Source organism: Roseateles sp. P5_E4 (assembly GCF_054049255.1).
This window is the reverse complement of sequence record NZ_JBFUMS010000004.1, coordinates 134,830-151,310: the sequence shown is the minus strand read 5'-3', so window position 1 is coordinate 151,310 and position 16,481 is coordinate 134,830. Positions and strand designations below refer to the sequence as shown.

12 protein-coding genes and 1 tRNA gene are annotated in these 16,481 nt (G+C 68.2%); 6 read left to right on the top strand and 7 right to left on the bottom strand.

The window, feature by feature from the left end; translation table 11 throughout:
- Positions 1-9: 9 nt before the first annotated feature.
- Genes ACXJLH_RS09760 through mutM form a run of 3 tightly spaced genes read right to left on the bottom strand, consistent with a single transcriptional unit; the run spans position 10 to position 2,234 of the window.
- A complete protein-coding gene (locus tag ACXJLH_RS09760; protein WP_457443742.1) occupies positions 10-312 on the bottom strand; it encodes a hypothetical protein in 303 nt (100 codons plus the stop codon).
- A gap of 3 nt (positions 313-315) precedes the next feature.
- Positions 316-1,338 carry an A/G-specific adenine glycosylase gene (gene mutY / locus ACXJLH_RS09755; RefSeq protein ID WP_457443740.1) on the bottom strand — a complete coding sequence of 341 codons (1,023 nt, stop codon included), beginning with the start codon at positions 1,336-1,338 and terminating at the stop codon, positions 316-318.
- On the bottom strand, positions 1,335-2,234 hold the full coding sequence (gene mutM, locus ACXJLH_RS09750) for a bifunctional DNA-formamidopyrimidine glycosylase/DNA-(apurinic or apyrimidinic site) lyase (RefSeq protein ID WP_457443738.1): 900 nt from the start codon (positions 2,232-2,234) through the stop codon (positions 1,335-1,337). The genes mutY and mutM overlap by 4 nt, the downstream gene beginning before the upstream one ends.
- Positions 2,235-2,276: 42 nt before the next feature.
- Here mutM and ACXJLH_RS09745 point away from each other — a divergent pair, with 42 nt between their 5' ends.
- The 6 genes from ACXJLH_RS09745 to ACXJLH_RS09720 all read left to right on the top strand — a co-directional run bounded on the left by ACXJLH_RS09745 (position 2,277) and on the right by ACXJLH_RS09720 (position 7,336).
- Entirely contained in the window at positions 2,277-4,022 is a 1,746-nt protein-coding gene (locus tag ACXJLH_RS09745; RefSeq protein ID WP_457443737.1) for a tetratricopeptide repeat protein, read from the top strand.
- Complete coding sequence (locus ACXJLH_RS09740) at positions 4,019-4,531, top strand: outer membrane lipoprotein LolB (RefSeq protein ID WP_457390864.1); 513 nt, start codon at positions 4,019-4,021, stop codon at positions 4,529-4,531. The genes ACXJLH_RS09745 and ACXJLH_RS09740 overlap by 4 nt, the downstream gene beginning before the upstream one ends.
- Complete coding sequence (ispE, locus tag ACXJLH_RS09735; protein WP_457443735.1) at positions 4,528-5,421, top strand: 4-(cytidine 5'-diphospho)-2-C-methyl-D-erythritol kinase; 894 nt, start codon at positions 4,528-4,530, stop codon at positions 5,419-5,421. The genes ACXJLH_RS09740 and ispE overlap by 4 nt, the downstream gene beginning before the upstream one ends.
- 41 nt (positions 5,422-5,462) lie before the next feature.
- Positions 5,463-5,539 (top strand) — tRNA-Gln (locus ACXJLH_RS09730).
- 64 nt (positions 5,540-5,603) lie between these two features.
- A complete protein-coding gene (locus ACXJLH_RS09725; RefSeq protein ID WP_056193791.1) occupies positions 5,604-6,566 on the top strand; it encodes a ribose-phosphate pyrophosphokinase in 963 nt (320 codons plus the stop codon).
- 149 nt (positions 6,567-6,715) lie between these two features.
- Positions 6,716-7,336 carry a 50S ribosomal protein L25/general stress protein Ctc gene (locus ACXJLH_RS09720; RefSeq protein WP_457443733.1) on the top strand — a complete coding sequence of 207 codons (621 nt, stop codon included), beginning with the start codon at positions 6,716-6,718 and terminating at the stop codon, positions 7,334-7,336.
- A 50-nt stretch (positions 7,337-7,386) separates the two neighbouring features.
- On the opposite strand, the gene ACXJLH_RS09715 is transcribed toward ACXJLH_RS09720, so the two are convergent.
- Genes ACXJLH_RS09715 through ACXJLH_RS09700 form a run of 4 tightly spaced genes read right to left on the bottom strand, consistent with a single transcriptional unit; the run spans position 7,387 to position 16,462 of the window.
- Positions 7,387-8,778, bottom strand: coding sequence for an efflux transporter outer membrane subunit (locus tag ACXJLH_RS09715; RefSeq protein ID WP_457443731.1), 1,392 nt, complete (start codon positions 8,776-8,778; stop codon positions 7,387-7,389).
- A gap of 3 nt (positions 8,779-8,781) precedes the next feature.
- A complete protein-coding gene (locus ACXJLH_RS09710) occupies positions 8,782-11,889 on the bottom strand; it encodes a multidrug efflux RND transporter permease subunit (RefSeq protein ID WP_457443729.1) in 3,108 nt (1,035 codons plus the stop codon).
- Positions 11,886-15,005, bottom strand: coding sequence for an MdtB/MuxB family multidrug efflux RND transporter permease subunit (locus ACXJLH_RS09705; protein ID WP_457443727.1), 3,120 nt, complete (start codon positions 15,003-15,005; stop codon positions 11,886-11,888). The genes ACXJLH_RS09710 and ACXJLH_RS09705 overlap by 4 nt, the downstream gene beginning before the upstream one ends.
- A 2-nt stretch (positions 15,006-15,007) precedes the next feature.
- Positions 15,008-16,462 (bottom strand): MdtA/MuxA family multidrug efflux RND transporter periplasmic adaptor subunit, encoded by a 1,455-nt coding sequence (locus tag ACXJLH_RS09700; protein ID WP_457443725.1) that lies wholly within the window; start codon positions 16,460-16,462, stop codon positions 15,008-15,010.
- Between the last annotated feature and the right edge of the window lie 19 nt (positions 16,463-16,481).

Sequence of the window (16,481 nt, the reverse complement as noted above, 5' to 3'; positions counted from 1 at the left end):
CCTGTTTTGTCAACTTTCAGACGGCTCGGCCTCGCCCAGCAGCAAGGCGAGCAGCACGGCGGTGCCGATGGGCATGAAAACGACGATGGCAATGAACCAAGGCATGAAGGCGCGGCCCGTACGGCGCACCAGCTGCATCATGAAAACGCAATGCATGGTGCCCGCCACGAGGAGGCCCAGCCCGAGTAGGACGAGCCTGGACGCCGGCGGTTCGCCGTCCTGGGTGCTGCTGATGATCTGCCACAGGCACAGGCCGGCGACGAGCAGGGTGATGACCGCGTACTCGATGCCGCTCTTGATGTGTGGTTTCATGGCTCAGTCTCCCTCGATCAACTTCTTCAGCGGCGCAGGCAGCGCGTAATCCACCAGTTTCTCCCGCGCCACCCAAGTGCCGCCAGGAGTCATACCCTCAACTGCCCCGGCTCGCAGCGTGTGCAGCACCCAGTCGAAATGCGTCAGCGCGTGCTGCAGCCGCGGCAGCGTCTCCAGCTCGCCGCCCGGCAGAGCGGCTCGGGCGCTGGCCTCGTCGTCAAACATTGGCAGCGTCCACAGGCCCGCCCAGACGCCGGTGTCAGGTCGCTGCTGCAGCAAGACCCGGCCCTCGACGCTCTCGACCCACAGCCACCAGTTCTCGCGACGGCCGCGCTTGAGCTTCCTGGTCTTGACCGGGAAGCGCGTCGGGTCGCCTTCCTGCTGCCCTCGGCACAAGGGCTGCACGGGGCAGAGCAGGCAGTCGGGCGAGCGCGTGCTGCAGATCGTCGCGCCGAGGTCCATCAGGCCCTGGGTGTAGCGGTCAACGTCGCGCTCGGGCAGCAGCTCGGTGGCACGGTCCCACAGCTTCTTCTCGGCGGCGCTGCTGGAGAGATCGCCGCTGAATGCCAGCACGCGCGACAGCACGCGCTTGACATTGCCGTCCAGGATGGCGACGCGCTCGCCAAAGCAGAAGGCCGCAATGGCTGCGGCAGTGGAGCGCCCGATGCCGGGCAGCGTCTGCAGGGCTGCAGCCGTGCCTGGGAACTCGCCGCCATGCAGATCGGCCACGGCCCTGGCGCAGGCGTGGAGATTGCGCGCCCGGCTGTAGTAGCCCAGGCCGGCCCATTGCGCGAGCACTTCGTCCAACGACGCCGCGGCCAGGTCGGTGACCTTGGGCCAGCGCGCCAGGAAACGTTCGTAGTAGCCCAGCACCGTCGCGACCTGGGTTTGCTGCAGCATGACTTCCGACAGCCAGACGCGATAGGGGTCGCGCGTGTTCTGCCACGGCAGCGTGTTACGGCCATGGCGGCGCTGCCAGGCGACGACGGTCTTGCCGAAGTCGGCGCTCAGCGCTTCTGGTCTCATCGTTTCTGGCATTGGGGGCAGAAGAAGGTGGAACGTGCGCCTTGCACGATGCGCCTGATGGCGGTGCTGCAACGCCGGCAGGCCTCGCCCTCGCGGCCATAGACCTGCGCCTGCATCTGGAAGCTGCCCGCCACGCCATGGGCGTCGCGAAAGTCGCGCAGCGTCGTGCCACCGGCTTCCAGCGCCTGGCCGAGCACCGTGCGCACGGCCGCGGCGAGCTTGTCGGCACGCGGGCGGCTCAGCTTGCCGGCGGGTAGACGCGGGTCGATGCCGGCCATGAACAGCGCCTCACAGGCGTAGATATTGCCCGCGCCGACGACGATGTCGCCTGCCAGCAGCGCCTGCTTGATGGACACGCGCCGGCCGCTGAGCGCCGCATGCAGGTGCAGGCCGTCGAATCGCTCGTCGAAAGGCTCCAGGCCCAGGCTGCCGAGCAGCGTGGCCACCGGTTCGGCATCCAGCGACGCGCCCCAGACGACGGCGCCGAAGCGGCGCGGGTCGGTCAGGCGCAGCAGGCCATGGTCGGTATGCAGGTCGAAATGGTCATGCGCGCCTGGCGCCGGCGTTGCGTCAAGGAAGGCCAGCGACCCCGACATGCCCAGATGCATCAACAAGCCCCCGGCACTTGTCGGCCCCAAGGGCTGAGCGGCGCCCAGCCCGCCCCCCGAGGGGAGCAAGGCGATTTGGGGCGGCCCGGCATCGCCTTTTTCCAGCGGCAGCCACAAATATTTACCCCTTCTTTGCGTGCTGCCGACGCGGCTGCCGAGCAGGGTTTCGGGGTCCACGCCGAGTGGCCAGCGCAAGGGTTTTCCCAGGCGAAGGCCGGTCACCCGGGCCCCCTGGATGGCACCGGCAAAGCTGCGGCGCGTGACTTCGACTTCGGGTAACTCGGGCATGAGACGGAAATCATAATCAGGCCCTGTTCAGTCGGAGTTCGAATGCCCCTGCCCACTCGCCGCGTGATCGCCGCGGCCGCCCTGTTCGCCGCCCTGCAAGCCCACGCCCAGGATGCCGTCGCGCCGGCCACTCCCGCCGAGGCACCGACGAACTCGGCCATGGACGCGCCGCTGTTCTACCAACTGCTGATCGGCGAGCTCGAGCTGCAGAGTGGCCAGGCCGGCGTCGCCTTCCAGGTGCTGCTGGACGCCGCGCGCCGCACCGGCGACGAGGAGCTGTTCAAGCGCGTCGTCAACATCGCCGTGCAGGCTCGTGCGGGCGACCAGGCCCTGATGGCCGCACGCGCCTGGGCCGAGACAGTGCCAACCTCGGCCGAGGCGCTACAGAACTGCGTGCAGCTGCTGGCCGTCATGAACAAGCCCGCCGAAGTACCCACGCCGCTGGCGAGCTTGCTGCGCGTTGCGCCCGCTCCGCAGCGCCCCGGGCTCATCCTCGCGCTGCCCCGCCTGTTTCAGCGCTCGCCCGATCCCAAGGCCGTGCTCATGGCCCTGCGCCCGGTGCTGCAGGCCCAGGCCGGCCCGCTCAAGCCCGCCGCCCTGTACACCGAGGCCCGCCTGTCCATCAATGCCGGCGAGAACGGGCGAGCACTTGGGCTGACCCGCGAACTCAACCAGCTCGTGCCCGACAACGACGACGCGATGCAGTTGGCCGTCGACCTCATGCCCACCGAGCCCCAGGCCGAAGGGCTGATCACCGCCAGGCTGCAGCAAACGCCCGAGCAGCATGCGCTGCGCCAAGCCTATGCCCGGGCGCTGATCCTGGCGCAGCGCCCGGCCGATGCCGCGCGCGAGTTCCGCCTGCTGACCGAGGCGACGCCCGACAACCCCGCCCCATGGCTGGCCCTGGGCGCCACCGAGCTGGAGCTCAAGCATGCCGCCGCCGCTGAGGCCGCCCTGCGCGAAGCCCTGAAGCGGCTGGACACGCCGGCCTCGGGCACCGATGCCGAGATCAAGGCCCGCGCCGAGGGCCGCCAGCAGGCCTGGTTGATGCTGTCCCAGGCGGCCGAGCAACGCGGCGACCTCAAGGCCGCCGAGGCGGCACTGCAAAAGGTGGACGGCAACGGACTGGAACTGCGCTACCGCCGCGCCAGCCTGCTGGCTCGACAAGGGAAGCTGCCTGAGGCCCGCAAGCTGCTGCAACCGGCGACCGATGCCAGCGATGCCGACGCCCGCGCCGCGCTGCTTGCCGAAGCCCAGCTGATGCGCGAGCAACGCGACTACACGGCCTCACTGGCCGTCCTCAAGACTGCCACGACCCGCTTTCCCGCCGACGCCGACCTCGTCTACGAACAGGCCATGATGACCGAGAAGGCGGGCCGCTTCGATGAAATGGAGAGCCTCTTGCGCCGGGTCATCGAGATCAAACCCGACTATCACCACGCCTACAACGCCCTGGGCTATTCGCTGGCCGAGCGCAATCTGCGCCTGCCCGAGGCCAAGGAGCTCATCGAACAGGCGCTGAAGCTGGCGCCGGGCGAGCCCTTCATCGTCGACAGCCTGGGCTGGGTCGAATTCCGCCTGGGCAACCTGCCCGAGGCCGCCAAGCTGCTGCGCCAGGCCCATACCGCCCGCCCCGACGCCGAGATCGCCGCCCATCTTGGCGAGGTGCTGTGGGCCAGCGGCGCCCAGGATGAAGCCCGCCGCGTCTTTGCAGAGGCCGCCCAGCGCGAACCTGGCAACGAGGCCCTGCGCGAGGCACTGGACCGGCTGAAGGTCAAGCCGCGATGAGGCTGGCCGCCCTGCTCCTCGCGCTCGCCGTCGCCGGCTGCGCGCAGCTGCCTCAGGCGCCGCCCGCTGGCCAGGAGTCCCGGCTCAGTGGCCGCATCAGCGTGACGGTGGCCGGCGATGCGCACAACCGTGGCACCGGCGGTGCGGCCAGCTTCGAACTGTTCGGCGGCCCGCAGGCTGGGCGGCTGGAGCTGACATCGCCGCTCGGCGCCCTGGTAGCCCGCGCGAACTGGCAGCCCGGCCGCGTCACGCTGCAGACGCCCGGCGACGAGCGCCGCTTCGACGACCTCGACGCATTGACCCGCGAGCTGCTCGGCGAGCCGGTGCCGGTTGCTGCGCTGTTCGACTGGCTGCAAGCCCGACCCTGGCCCGCCGCGCCACACCGCAAGACGACGAGCGGCTTCGAGCAACTGGGCTGGCGCATCGAACCCAAGCTGCCCGCCCTCGTCGCCACGCGCCTGGCCGAACCCACCGTCACGCTGCGCGCCCGGCTGGACAGCGGCGAATGAAGGCGCTGTACGACCTGGCCGCGCCCGCCAAGCTCAACCTCTTTCTGCATGTGATCGGCAAGCGGCCTGATGGCTACCACCTGCTGCAGTCAGTCTTTGTGCTGATCGATTGGGCGGACACATTGCATGTGGAGATTCGCTCGGACGGGCGGCTGCGTCGCCATGATGTGCTCGCAGGCGATCTGCCCGCCGATGACCTCTGCCTGCGTGCCGCTCGCCTGCTGCAAACCGAGACTGGCTGCACGCTCGGCGCCGACATCCATCTCGAAAAGCGGCTGCCCGCCGGCGCCGGCATGGGCGGCGGCTCGTCGGATGCGGCGACGACGCTGCTGGCGCTGAACCGGCTCTGGGATCTGCGCCTGCCGCTGGACCGCCTGATAGCGCTCGGCCTGAAGCTCGGCGCCGACCTGCCCTTCTTCCTCGGCGGCGGCCCGGCCTTCGTCGAAGGCATCGGCGAAATCCTGCATCCGCTGACCTTGCCCGAGCAGCGCTTCGCCGTGCTCAAAGGCCCGGCGGGGCTGGCGACCAAGGACATCTTTTCAAGCCAACTCTTGGCAAGGTCTGAAAACCTGGCTATAGTCGCGGGCTTTCCCGCCCTGGCTGGAACTGCAGAAAACTTGGTGAATGGCTTTGGTCACAACGACCTCCAGCCCGCCGCCGAAAGTATCAGCAGTGAAGTGCAAGACGCGGTAGCGTGCATGTCGAAGCAATTCGGCAACGCCCGGATGACGGGCTCAGGCGCTGCAGTGTTTTCAGTACTCGCCGGGAATGGAAAAGATGGCAATGACGACCAGTCCCTGGCGACATTACTGCGGGCCAGACCTGCGGAGTGGACCGGTCGAATCTGCCACAGCCTGGCTCTACACCCGCTCGCGGGCTGGGCCGGCTGACAAAGGTTTATAGGGTTCGGCCGCTCGGCCGGGTCCTGTGTAGGGGAGTCGCCAAGTTGGTCAAGGCATCGGATTTTGATTCCGACATGCGAGGGTTCGAGTCCTTCCTCCCCTGCCAAATGTTTTCCGTACTTCGCTGAACCGGCTGCGCATTCAGCGGGCCACTGACTCAAGGAAGCCCAGTGCTGCTCAACACGGTTCTCTTCACCGGCAACGCGAACCCGGTCCTCTCTCAGGAAATGGCCACCCATCTCGGTCTCGAGCTGGGCAAGGCCGTCGTCGGGCGTTTCTCGGACGGCGAAGTCGCCGTCGAGATCCAGCAGAACGTGCGTGCGCGTGACGTCTTCGTCATCCAGCCCACCTGCGCGCCGACGAACGAGAACCTGATGGAGCTGCTGATCATGGCGGACGCGCTCAAGCGCTCCAGTGCCCGCCGCATCACCGCCGTCATCCCCTATTACGGCTATGCCCGCCAGGACCGCCGCCCGCGCTCCACCCGCGTGCCGATCTCGGCCAAGGTCGTCGCCAACCTGCTGGAAACCGTCGGCGTCGAGCGTGTGCTGACCATGGACCTGCACGCCGACCAGATCCAGGGCTTCTTCGACATCCCGGTCGACAACATCTACGCGTCGCCCGTCCTGCTGTCGGACCTGAAGAGCCGCAACTACAGCGACCTCGTCGTCGTGTCGCCGGACGTCGGCGGCGTGGTGCGCGCCCGCGCCCTCGCCAAACAGCTCGGCTGCGACCTGGCCATCATCGACAAGCGCCGCCCAACCGCCAACGTGTCCGAAGTGATGCACGTCATCGGCGAGATCGACGGCCGCAACTGCGTGATCATGGACGACATGATCGACACCGCCGGCACCCTCGTGAAGGCGGCCGATGTGCTGAAGGCGCGTGGCGCCAAGAGCGTGTTCGCCTATTGCACCCATCCCATCCTGTCGGGCCCGGCCATCGAGCGCATCGCCAGCTCGCAGCTGGACGAAGTCGTCATCACCAACACCATTCCGCTGACCGACGCGGCCAAGGCCTGCAAGAAGATCCGCCAACTGTCGGTGGCCTTCCTGTTCGCCGAGACCATCCGCCGTATTTCCGACGGCGAGTCGGTCACCTCCCTTTTCTCGGAACAAAACAACAATTTCTAGCCAGTCCGAGTAGGGTCCCTCCCGCAAGCGGGGCCCTCCCAATCTCTCGGAGCAGAACAACAACTTCTGTTTCGAGTTCGCCGCGGTCGCAAGACCGCATTCCCAACGGCGCCTGGTCGCGGGTGCCGTTTCTCTTTTTGGAGAAAACCATGAAGTTCGTCGCTTTTGAGCGCAAATTGCAGGGGACCGGAGCGAGCCGCCGCCTGCGCGTGGCCGGCAAAGTGCCCGGTATCGTTTTTGGCGCCGGTGAGCCCGTCATGATCGAACTCGATCACAACGCGCTGTTCCACGCCCTCAAGAAGGAAGCCTTCCACAGCTCGCTGCTGGACATGGAACTGGCTGGCGCCACCACGCAAGTGCTGCTGCGCGATTTCCAGATGCACCCGTACAAGCCGCAAGTCCTGCACTGCGACTTCCAACGCGTGGACGCCACGACCAAGATCACGAAGAAGGTGCCCCTGCACTTCATCGGTGAAGATGTCTCGCCGGCCGTCAAGACCGATCACTGCACGGTCAATCACGTCGTGACCGAGCTGCTGATCACCTGCCTGGCCAAGCAACTGCCCGAGTTCATCGAGGTGGATCTGTCGGGCCTGACCCAGGGTCACTCGCTGCACGTCAACGACATCAAGCTGCCGGAAGGCATCAAGGTCGTCACGCACGGCAAGCCGAACCCCGTCATCGCGACGCCGATCGCGCCGGTTGCTGAAGAAGTCATCGTTGCCGCCGCTCCGGTGGTCGACGACGGCAAGAAGAAGAAGAAGAAGTAATTTCTTCGAGGCTTCCAGCCAAGACGAGGGGCTCCGCAAGGAGCCCTTTTTCATTGCGCCGGCAGCCGGCCGCCCAGGTTCTTCAGCAGCAGATTGGCCGCCACCAACTGGCGGTTGCGCGCAGACAGCAGGTTGGCTTCGGCCGAGAGCAGCGAACTCTGCGCAGCACTGACGTTCAGGAAGCTGACCGTGCCGGCGCGGTACTGGGCCAGCACGATGTCGAGGTTTCGCTGGGCGGCCTCGAAAGCGTCACGCTGCAGGGCCAGCGCGGCGCCGGATTCGGCGAACTGCACGAGGTTGTCCTCGACCTCCTGGAACGCCGTCAGCACCGCCTGGCGGTAGTTGGCGGTGGCGGCGTCGGCCGAGGCGCGCGCCTGGGCCGATGCCAGCTTGCGCTGACCGCCGTCAAAGATCGGCTGCGCCACGGCCGCACCGATGCTCCACAACAGGTTGGGCGCCGAGATCAGGTTGGACCAGGACGAGCCGCGGTAGCCGGCGCTGGCCGACAGGTCGATGGACGGAAAGAAGGCCGCATCGGCGATGCCGATCTGCGCATACGCCGCCGTCTGGCGGGCGCGTGCGGCCGCAATGTCGGGGCGCTGGGCCAGCATCGTCGACGGCACCAGGTCCGGCACCGGCGGCAACTCAGGAAGCCGAGAACTGCGGAGCAGCTGGAACTGCCCCGGCAGCTTGCCAAGCTGGGTGGCGATGGCATGCTCAAGTTGCGCGCGCTCGGTGCGCATGTCGCTGAGCTGCGACTGCACGCTGCGCAGCTGGGTGCGAGCCTGCAGCACATCGGTCTGCGCGACGACGCCGCCGGCATAGCGGGCCTCGGTCAACTCCAGCGCTCGCTGGTTGGCGGTCACGGTGCGCTCCAGCAGCGCCTGCTGCGCCTCGGCGGTGCGCAACGCGAAATAGCTTTGCGTCAGCGTCGCCTGCGCCGACAGGCGCAGCGCGGCCAGATCGGCCTGGCTGGCCTGGTAGTTCGCGCCGGCGGCCTTGACGCCTTCGGCGAGGCGCCCCCAGAGATCGATCTCCCAGGCCGCGTTGGCCGTCAGCGAGTTGTTGGTCGACACGGTGCGCTGGCCGTTGCCGTTCTCGGCCGTGGCGGATCGGGTGCTGCCAGCGCCAACGGACAACGTGGGAAAAATGGCCGAGCGGCTGGCTGCAAGCACCGCGCGGGCCGATGCAACCTGGGCCAGGGCCGCGGCAAGGTTCTGGTTGCCGACGACGAGGTCGGCTTGCAGGCTGTCCAGCACCGGATCTTTGAACATCGTCCACCAGGCCTCGGGCACGGCGACCTCGGGCGCCACGCGCCGCCATTCGGTCGAGCCCGTGAAGTGCTCGGGCGGCGGGGCTTCAGCAGGCGGGTGCTGCGAGGTCACGGCGCAGCCGGCAAGCAGCAGGGCGATGGTCAAGGGAGCAAGGGCAGTCTTCAGCATGGCTTAGGTCGCGGTCTGGATGACAGCTGCACGAGCAGGCGCGCGCTTCTTGCGGCTCAGCCTGTCCATGCAGCAGAACACGACGGGCGTGGTGTAGAGGGTCAGCAGCTGGCTCAGCAGCAGGCCGCCGACGATGGAGATGCCCAGCGGCACGCGCAGCTCAGCGCCTTCGCCATGGCCCAGGGCCAGCGGCACGGCGCCGAAGACGGCGGCCACCGTCGTCATCAGGATGGGCCGCAGCCGCAGCAGCGCCGCGCGGTAGATGGCGGCACCTGGCGACAGCCGGCTGCCGCGCTCCTCGGCCGCATGCTGGGCCGAGATGGCGAAGTCCAGCATCATGATGGCGTTCTTCTTGACGATGCCGATCAGCAGGATGACGCCGATCAACGCAATGATGGTGAAGTCGGTCTTGAAGGCCATCAGCGCCAGCAGCGCGCCGACGCCCGCCGAGGGCAGCGTCGACAGGATGGTGATCGGGTGGATGAGGCTCTCGTAGAGCATGCCCAGCACCAGGTAGATGGTCACGATGGCCGCGAGGATGAGCAGGGGCTGGGACTTGAGGGACGCCTGGAAGGCCTGGGCCGTGCCCTGGAAGCTGCCGCGCACCGACACCGGCGCGCCGCTGCCCGCCACGGCGTCATTGATGGCGACGACCGCATCCGACATCGACACGCCCTCGGCCAGGTTGAAGCTGATGGTGCTGGCCGGCGTGCCGCTCTGGTGGTTGACGGACAGCGGCGTGTTGGTCGTCTCGACGCGCGCCACCGCCGACAGCGGCACCTGCTGGCCGGCGCTGCTGGTCAGCATCAGGCGGTCCAGGGTCTGCGGGCTCTGCAGCCAGACGGGCGCCAGCTCCATGACGACGCGGTACTGGTTGAGCGGGTTGTAGATGACGCCGACCTGGCGCTGGCCGAAGGCGTTGTTCAGCGTGCTGTCGAAGGCGCCCATCGTGATGCCGAGCCGCGCCAATGCATCACGGTCGACGACCAGCGACGTCTGCGTGCCCTTGTCCTGCTGGTCGGTGTTGACGTCGGTGATCTCCGGCACCTCGGTCAGCGCGCGGCGGATGCGCGGCTCCCAGGTGCGCAGGTCTTCCAGGCTGTCCGACTGCAGCGTGTACTGCAGCGAGGCGTTGGCCTGGCGGCCGCCGATGCGAATGTCCTGCACGGGCGCCATGAACATATTGGCGCCCGGCACCTTGGCCAGCTTGCCACGCAGCCGGTTGATGACGGCGTCGATGCTCTCGTCGCGCTCGGCCTGGGGCTTCAGGCTGATGAACATGTTGGCGCTGTTGCGCTGGCCGCCGCCGGTAAAGCCGGTGACATTGGCCACCGCCGGGTCGGCGCGCACGATGTCATGGAAGGTGCGCAGCTTGAGCTGCATGGACTGGAAGGAGGAGGCCTGGTCGGCCTGTACGCCGCCAGTCATCAGCCCGGTGTCCTGCTGCGGGAAGAAGCCCTTGGGGATGGTCATGTAGAGATGCACGTTCAGCGCGACGACGCCGGCCAGCACCAGCAGCGCGACGGGCTGGTGGCGCAGCGTCCAGCGCAGACTGCGGCGGTAGCCGCGCATCAATGCGCGTTGCAGGCGTCCGAGAAATTGGCCGACGCGGCCGGCCTTCTTCGCCTCGCCATGGGGCTTGAGCAAGGTCGCGGCCATCATGGGCGTGGTGGTCAGCGACACGACCATGGACACCAGGATGGCCACCGACAGCACGACGGCGAACTCGCGGAACAGCCGCCCGACGATGCCACCCATGGCCAGGATGGGGATGAAGACGGCAATCAGGCTCAGCGAGATGGAGACGACGGTGAAGCCGATCTCGCGCGCGCCTTTCAGCGCCGCCTCGCGGGGCGGCACGCCGCGCTCGATGTGGCGCGAGATGTTCTCGAGCACGACGATGGCGTCGTCGACGACGAAGCCGGTGGCCACCGTCATCGCCATCAGCGACAGGTTGTCGATGCTGTAGCCCAGCAGATACATGAAGCCGCAGGTGCCGGCCAGCGACACCGGCACGGCCACAGCCGGCAGCAGGGCGGCACGGAAGCGCCGCAAGAAGATGAAGACGACGACGATGACCAGGCCGAAGGAGATGGCCAGCGTGCGCTGCACCTCCTTGATGCTGCCGCGGATGGTCGACGTGCGGTCCATGACGACGTCGACATTGATGGCCGGCGAGATGGAGGCGCGCAGCTGCGGCAGCAGAGCCCGCACGGTGTCCACCGTCTTGATGATGTTGGCGCTGGGTGCCTTGTTGAGGATCAGCAGCACGGCCGAGCGGCCATTGGCCAAGCCGTCGTTGCGCAGGTCCTGCACGCTGTCCTCGATGGAGGCCACGTCGCGCAGCTGCACGGCGGCGCCGTTCTTGTAGCTCAGCACCAGGGGTGCGTAATCGCTAGCCAGGCGGGCCTGGTCGTTGGCGATGATCTGCCAGGTGCGGTCGCCGCTCTCCAGCTGACCCTTGGGCCGGTTGGCATTCGTTGCGACGATGGCCGCCCTGACCTGGTCCAGCGAGATGCCCTGGGCGGACAGCTTGTTCGGGTCCAGCTCGATGCGCACGGCCGGCAGCGCGCCGCCGCCCACGCTGACCTGGCCGACGCCCTCGACCTGCGACAGCCGCTGCGCCAGCACGGTGGACGCCGCGTCATACATCTGGCCGCGCGTCAGCGTGTCCGACGTCAGCGCGACGATCATGATGGGCGCGTCGGCCGGGTTGACCTTGCGGTAGCTCGGGTTGCTCGGCATGCCGGTGGGCAGCAGCGCGCGCGAGGCGTTGATGCCGGCCTGCACGTCGCGGGCGGCGCTGTCGATGTCGCGGCTGAGGTCGAACTGCAGCGTGACGCGGCTGCTGCCGAGCGACGAGGACGAGGTGATCTCGGTGACGCCGGCGATGCTGCCGAGCGTGCGCTCCAGCGGCGTGGCCACGGTCGCGGCCATCGTGTCGGGGCTGGCGCCGGGCAGGGAGGCGCTGACCGAGATGGTCGGGAACTCGACCTGGGGCAGCGGCGCAATCGGCAGCAGCAGGTAGGCGATGGCCCCCGCCAGCGCCAGGCCGCAGGTGATCAGCGCCGTGCCGATGGGGCGCTCGATGAAGACGCGCGACAGGTTCACGCCACGGCCTCCTTCGCCTGGCCGCGTCGCTTGAGGCGCGCAGCCACCGATGCGAAGCCCAGGTAAATGACCGGCGTCGTGAACAGCGTCAGCAGCTGGCTGACGATGAGGCCGCCGACCATGACGACACCTAGTGGATGGCGCAGCTCACTGCCCACGCCGGTGCCCAGCATCAGCGGCAGGGCGCCCAGCAGGGCCGCCATCGTCGTCATCAGGATGGGCCGGAAACGCAGCAGGCAGGCCTCGAAGATGGCGTCGCGCGGCGTCTTGCCATGATCGCGTTCGGCCTCCAAGGCGAAGTCGATCATCATGATCGCGTTCTTCTTGACGATGCCGATCAAGAGCACGATGCCGATGATGGCGATGATGTCCAGGTCGAGGCGGAAGGCCAGCAGGGCCAGCAGCGCACCCAGGCCGGCGGAGGGCAGCGTCGACAGGATGGTCAGCGGGTGGATGGTGCTCTCGTAGAGCACGCCCAGCACGATGTACATCGTCACGATGGCCGCGAGGATGAGCAGCAGCGTGCTCGTGAGGGACGCCTGGAAGGCCAGGGCCGCACCCTCGAATCGCGTCTCGACGCTGAGCGGCAGCTGCAACGCATCGACCTCGGCGCGGACCGCCTTGACCGCTTCGCCGAGCGAGGCGCCAGGCGCGAGGTTGAAAGACAGGGTCGACGACGGGAACTGCGCCACATGGTTGACGGCCAGCGGCGCCAGCTTCTCGCTGAAGCGCGCCACCGAGCTGAGCGGCACTTGCACGCCACCCGCGCCGGGCACATAGAGGCGCTTCAGGCCGTCCAGGCCCTGGCGGTATTCGGGCGCCACTTCCAGCACGACGCGGTACTGGTTGCTCTGCGTGAAGATGGTCGAGATCAACCGCTGGCCGAAGGCGCTGTACAGCGCACTGTCGATGGCCGCGACGCTGACGCCCAGCCGGCCGGCCGCGTCGCGGTCGATGTCGACATAGGCTTGGAGGCCCTTTTCCTGCTGGTCGCTGGCCACATCGACGATCTGCTTCAGGCCACGCAGCCGCTCCAGCACGGCCGTCGTCGAACGGCTCAACTCGGCGGAGTCCGGCGAAGACAGCGTGAACTGGTACTGCGTCTTGGCGATGCGGTCCTCGATGGTCAGGTCCTGCACGGGCTGCAGATACAGCGCAATGCCGGGCTCCTCGGCGGCCGCGTCCGCAATGCGTCGCGCCACCTCGGCGGCGCTGGCGCCGCGGCCCTCCTTGGCCTTGAGCGAAATCTGCAGCCGGCCCTGGTTCAGCGTCGTGTTGCCACCGTCCACGCCGATGAAGGACGACACGCTCTCCACCGCCGGGTCCTTCAGCACGCGTTCGGCCAGGCGCTGCTGGTGCTCGGCCATGGCGCCAAAGGAGGTGGACTGCGCCGCCTCGGTGATGCCCTGCAGCTGGCCGGTGTCCTGCACCGGGAAGAAGCCCTTGGGCACCAGCAGATAGAGCACGCCGGTCAGGCCCAGCGTGGCGATGAAGACGACCAGCGTCGCCGCCGAGCGGTCCAGCACCCAGTTCAACATGCGGCCATAGCCGGCAATGATGTCGTCGAAGGCCTTGCCCACGCGGCGCCACAGCCAGCCGTGGTCTTCGTCGTGCTCGTGCTTGAGCAGGCGCGCGCACATCATGGGCGTCAACGTCAGCGACACGAAGGCCGAGATCAGGATGGACACGGCCAGCGTGATGGCGAACTCGTGGAAGAGGCGGCCGACCACGTCGCCCATGAAGAGCAGCGGGATCAGCACGGCGATCAGCGAGACCGTCAGCGAGATGATGGTGAAGCCGATCTGCTTGGAGCCAGTCAGGGCTGCGTCGTATGGGCTGACGGCTTCACCGCCCTCCTCCATATGCCGCGCAATGTTCTCAATCATGACGATGGCGTCGTCCACCACGAAGCCCGTGGAGATCACCAACGCCATCAGCGTCAGGTTGTTGATCGAGAACCCCGCCATGTACATGACGCCGAAGGTGCCCACCAGGGACACCGGCACGGCGACGGCCGGGATGATGGTGGCCGGCAGGCTGCGCAGGAAGACGAAGATGACGCCGATGACCAGCACGATGGCGAAAAGCAGCTCATGCTGCACATCGGTCACCGAGGCGCGGATGGTGGTCGTGCGGTCGCTGAGCAGTTGCACGTCCAGCGATGCCGGCAGGCTGGCCTGCAGCTGGGGCAGCACGGCGCGCACGCGGTCCACGGTCTCGATGACGTTGGCGCCGGGCTGGCGCTGCACGTTCAGGATGACGGCCGACACGCTGGACTTGCTCGCTTGGCCGGCCCAGGCGGCCAGGCGCAGGTTCTCGGCGTCGTCCACCAGCTGGGCCACATCCTTGAGCCGCACCGCATTGCCGTTCTTGTAGGCGATGACGAGGTTGGCGTATTCAGACGCGCTGCGCAGCTGATCGTTGGCGTCCAGCGTCGAGGCGCGCAGCGGGCCGTCGAAGCTTCCCTTGGACTGGTTGACGTTGGCGCCCGAGATGGCCGTGCGCACATCGTCGATGGACAGGCCGAGCGAGGCCAGCGCGCCCGGATTGGCCTGGATGCGCACGGCCGGCCGCCGCCCGCCCGCGATGCCCACCAGGCCCACGCCCGGCACTTGCGAGATCTTCTGCGCCAGGCGGCTCTCGACGAGATCGTGCACGCGCGTGATGGGCAGGGTCGCGGAACTGATAGCGATGGTCAGCACCGGCGCATCGGCCGGGTTGACCTTGCTGTAGACCGGCGGCATCGGCAGGTCGCTGGGCAGCAGGTTGCTGCCGGCATTGATGGCCGCCTGCACCTCCTGCTCGGCCACGTCCAGGGCCAGGCTGAGCTCGAAGCGCAGCGTGATGACCGAGGCACCGCCCGAGCTGGTGGACGACATCTGCGCCAGGCCCGGCATCTGGCCGAACTGGCGCTCAAGCGGCGCGGTGACCGAGGACGTCATCACGTCGGGGCTGGCGCCGGGGTAGAGGGTCGTGACCTGGATGGTCGGGTAGTCGACCTCGGGCAGGGCCGACACCGGCAGCAGCCGGTAGGCCAGGGCGCCGGCCAGCACGATGGCCAGCATCAGCAGCGAGGTCGCGACCGGCCGCGCGATGAAAAGGCGTGACGGGTTCATGCTCACTGAGCCGGAGCAGAAGCGCGGTGCTGCTGGATCCAGGTACGGCGGTCCTCAGCGCTCATGGCCTTGAGCTTGTCCACCATCTCGGGCGGCACGCGGTCTGCCCAGCGCGGGCGCTCGCCGTCAGCGGCACTGGCGCTGGTGCTGGCCGCAGTTGCATTGCCACCCGCGCCACTGGCTGCGCTGGCTGCACCGGCGCCAGCACCACGCCCACGACCGCGGCCACCCGGGCCGGAAGCCCCAGCGGCCGGCACCTTGATGACCTCGGCCTTGCCGCCATCACGCAGGCGGTCGGCGCCGTCGGTGACAACCTGGTCGCCCTCCTTCAGATCGCCCTGCACGGCGGTGAAATCGCCGTCGGTGGCCAGGGTCTGCACCTTGCGCAGCGCCACCTGGCCGTCGGCCACGACGTAGATGTAGATGCCCTGCGAGCCACGCTGCACGGCCGCCGTCGGCACGACGAGGACGCCCTTCAGCGTGTCCAGCTGCAGGCGCACATTGACGAACTGGTTGGGGAAGAGACCGCCGTCCTTGTTGTCGAACAGGGCCTTGACCTTGATGGTGCCGGTGGTCGCGTCGATGGCGTTGTCGGTGCTGGCGACGCGGCCCTCGGCCAGCTTGGTGCGGCGCTCGCGGTCCCAGGCCTGCACGGGCAAGGCCTGCTTGTCGCCCAGCTGCTGGCGGATGCGAGGCAGGCGCGCGTCCGGCACGGCGAAGACGACCGCGGCCGGCTGGATCTGGGCGATGGTCAGCAGCCCGCTGGCGTCGCCGGGCGTGATGTTGTTGCCGAGGTCGGCCTGCTTCAGGCCCGCCTGGCCGGCGATGGGCGCGGTGACGCGGGTGTAGGACAGCTGCAGCTTGGCGTTGTCCACCGCCGCCTGGTCCGACAGCAGGGTGGCTTCCAACTGGCGCACGAGGGCCTGCTGGGTGTCGAGCTGCTGGCGCGGCGCAGCCTCCTTGGCGACGAGGTCCCTGTAGCGGGCAAGGTCGGCGCGGGCGTTCTCCAGCTGGGCCTGGTCGCGCGCCAGCGTGCCCTGGGCCTGGTCGCGGGCGATCTCGTAGGGCTTGGGATCGATGAGGGCGAGCACCTGGCCGGCTTTCACCGGCTGGCCCTCGTGGAAATAGATAGCCTTCAGCTCGCCGCTGACCTTGGCGTGCACCACAGCGGTGTTGGCCGAGGCGATGCTGCCGATGGCGTCGACGACGACGGCCATGTCGCGCTTCTGCACGGCGGCCACCGTGACCGGCTGCGGCCCGCTGCGGCCAAAGCGCCCGCCCGCGGGCCGGCCCGACCCGCCGGCACCGGATGCAGCGGACGCCGCACCTGCCGGCCCGTCAGCGCCGCCTTCGCCGCCCCGGCCCTTCCACCACCACGCCGCGCCCGCAATGACGATGACGACGGCTACCGCGACCCAGATCCAGGTTTTGCTGCCCTTGGATTCCTTGTTCTGCATTCGGTCCACTCCTGGTTGC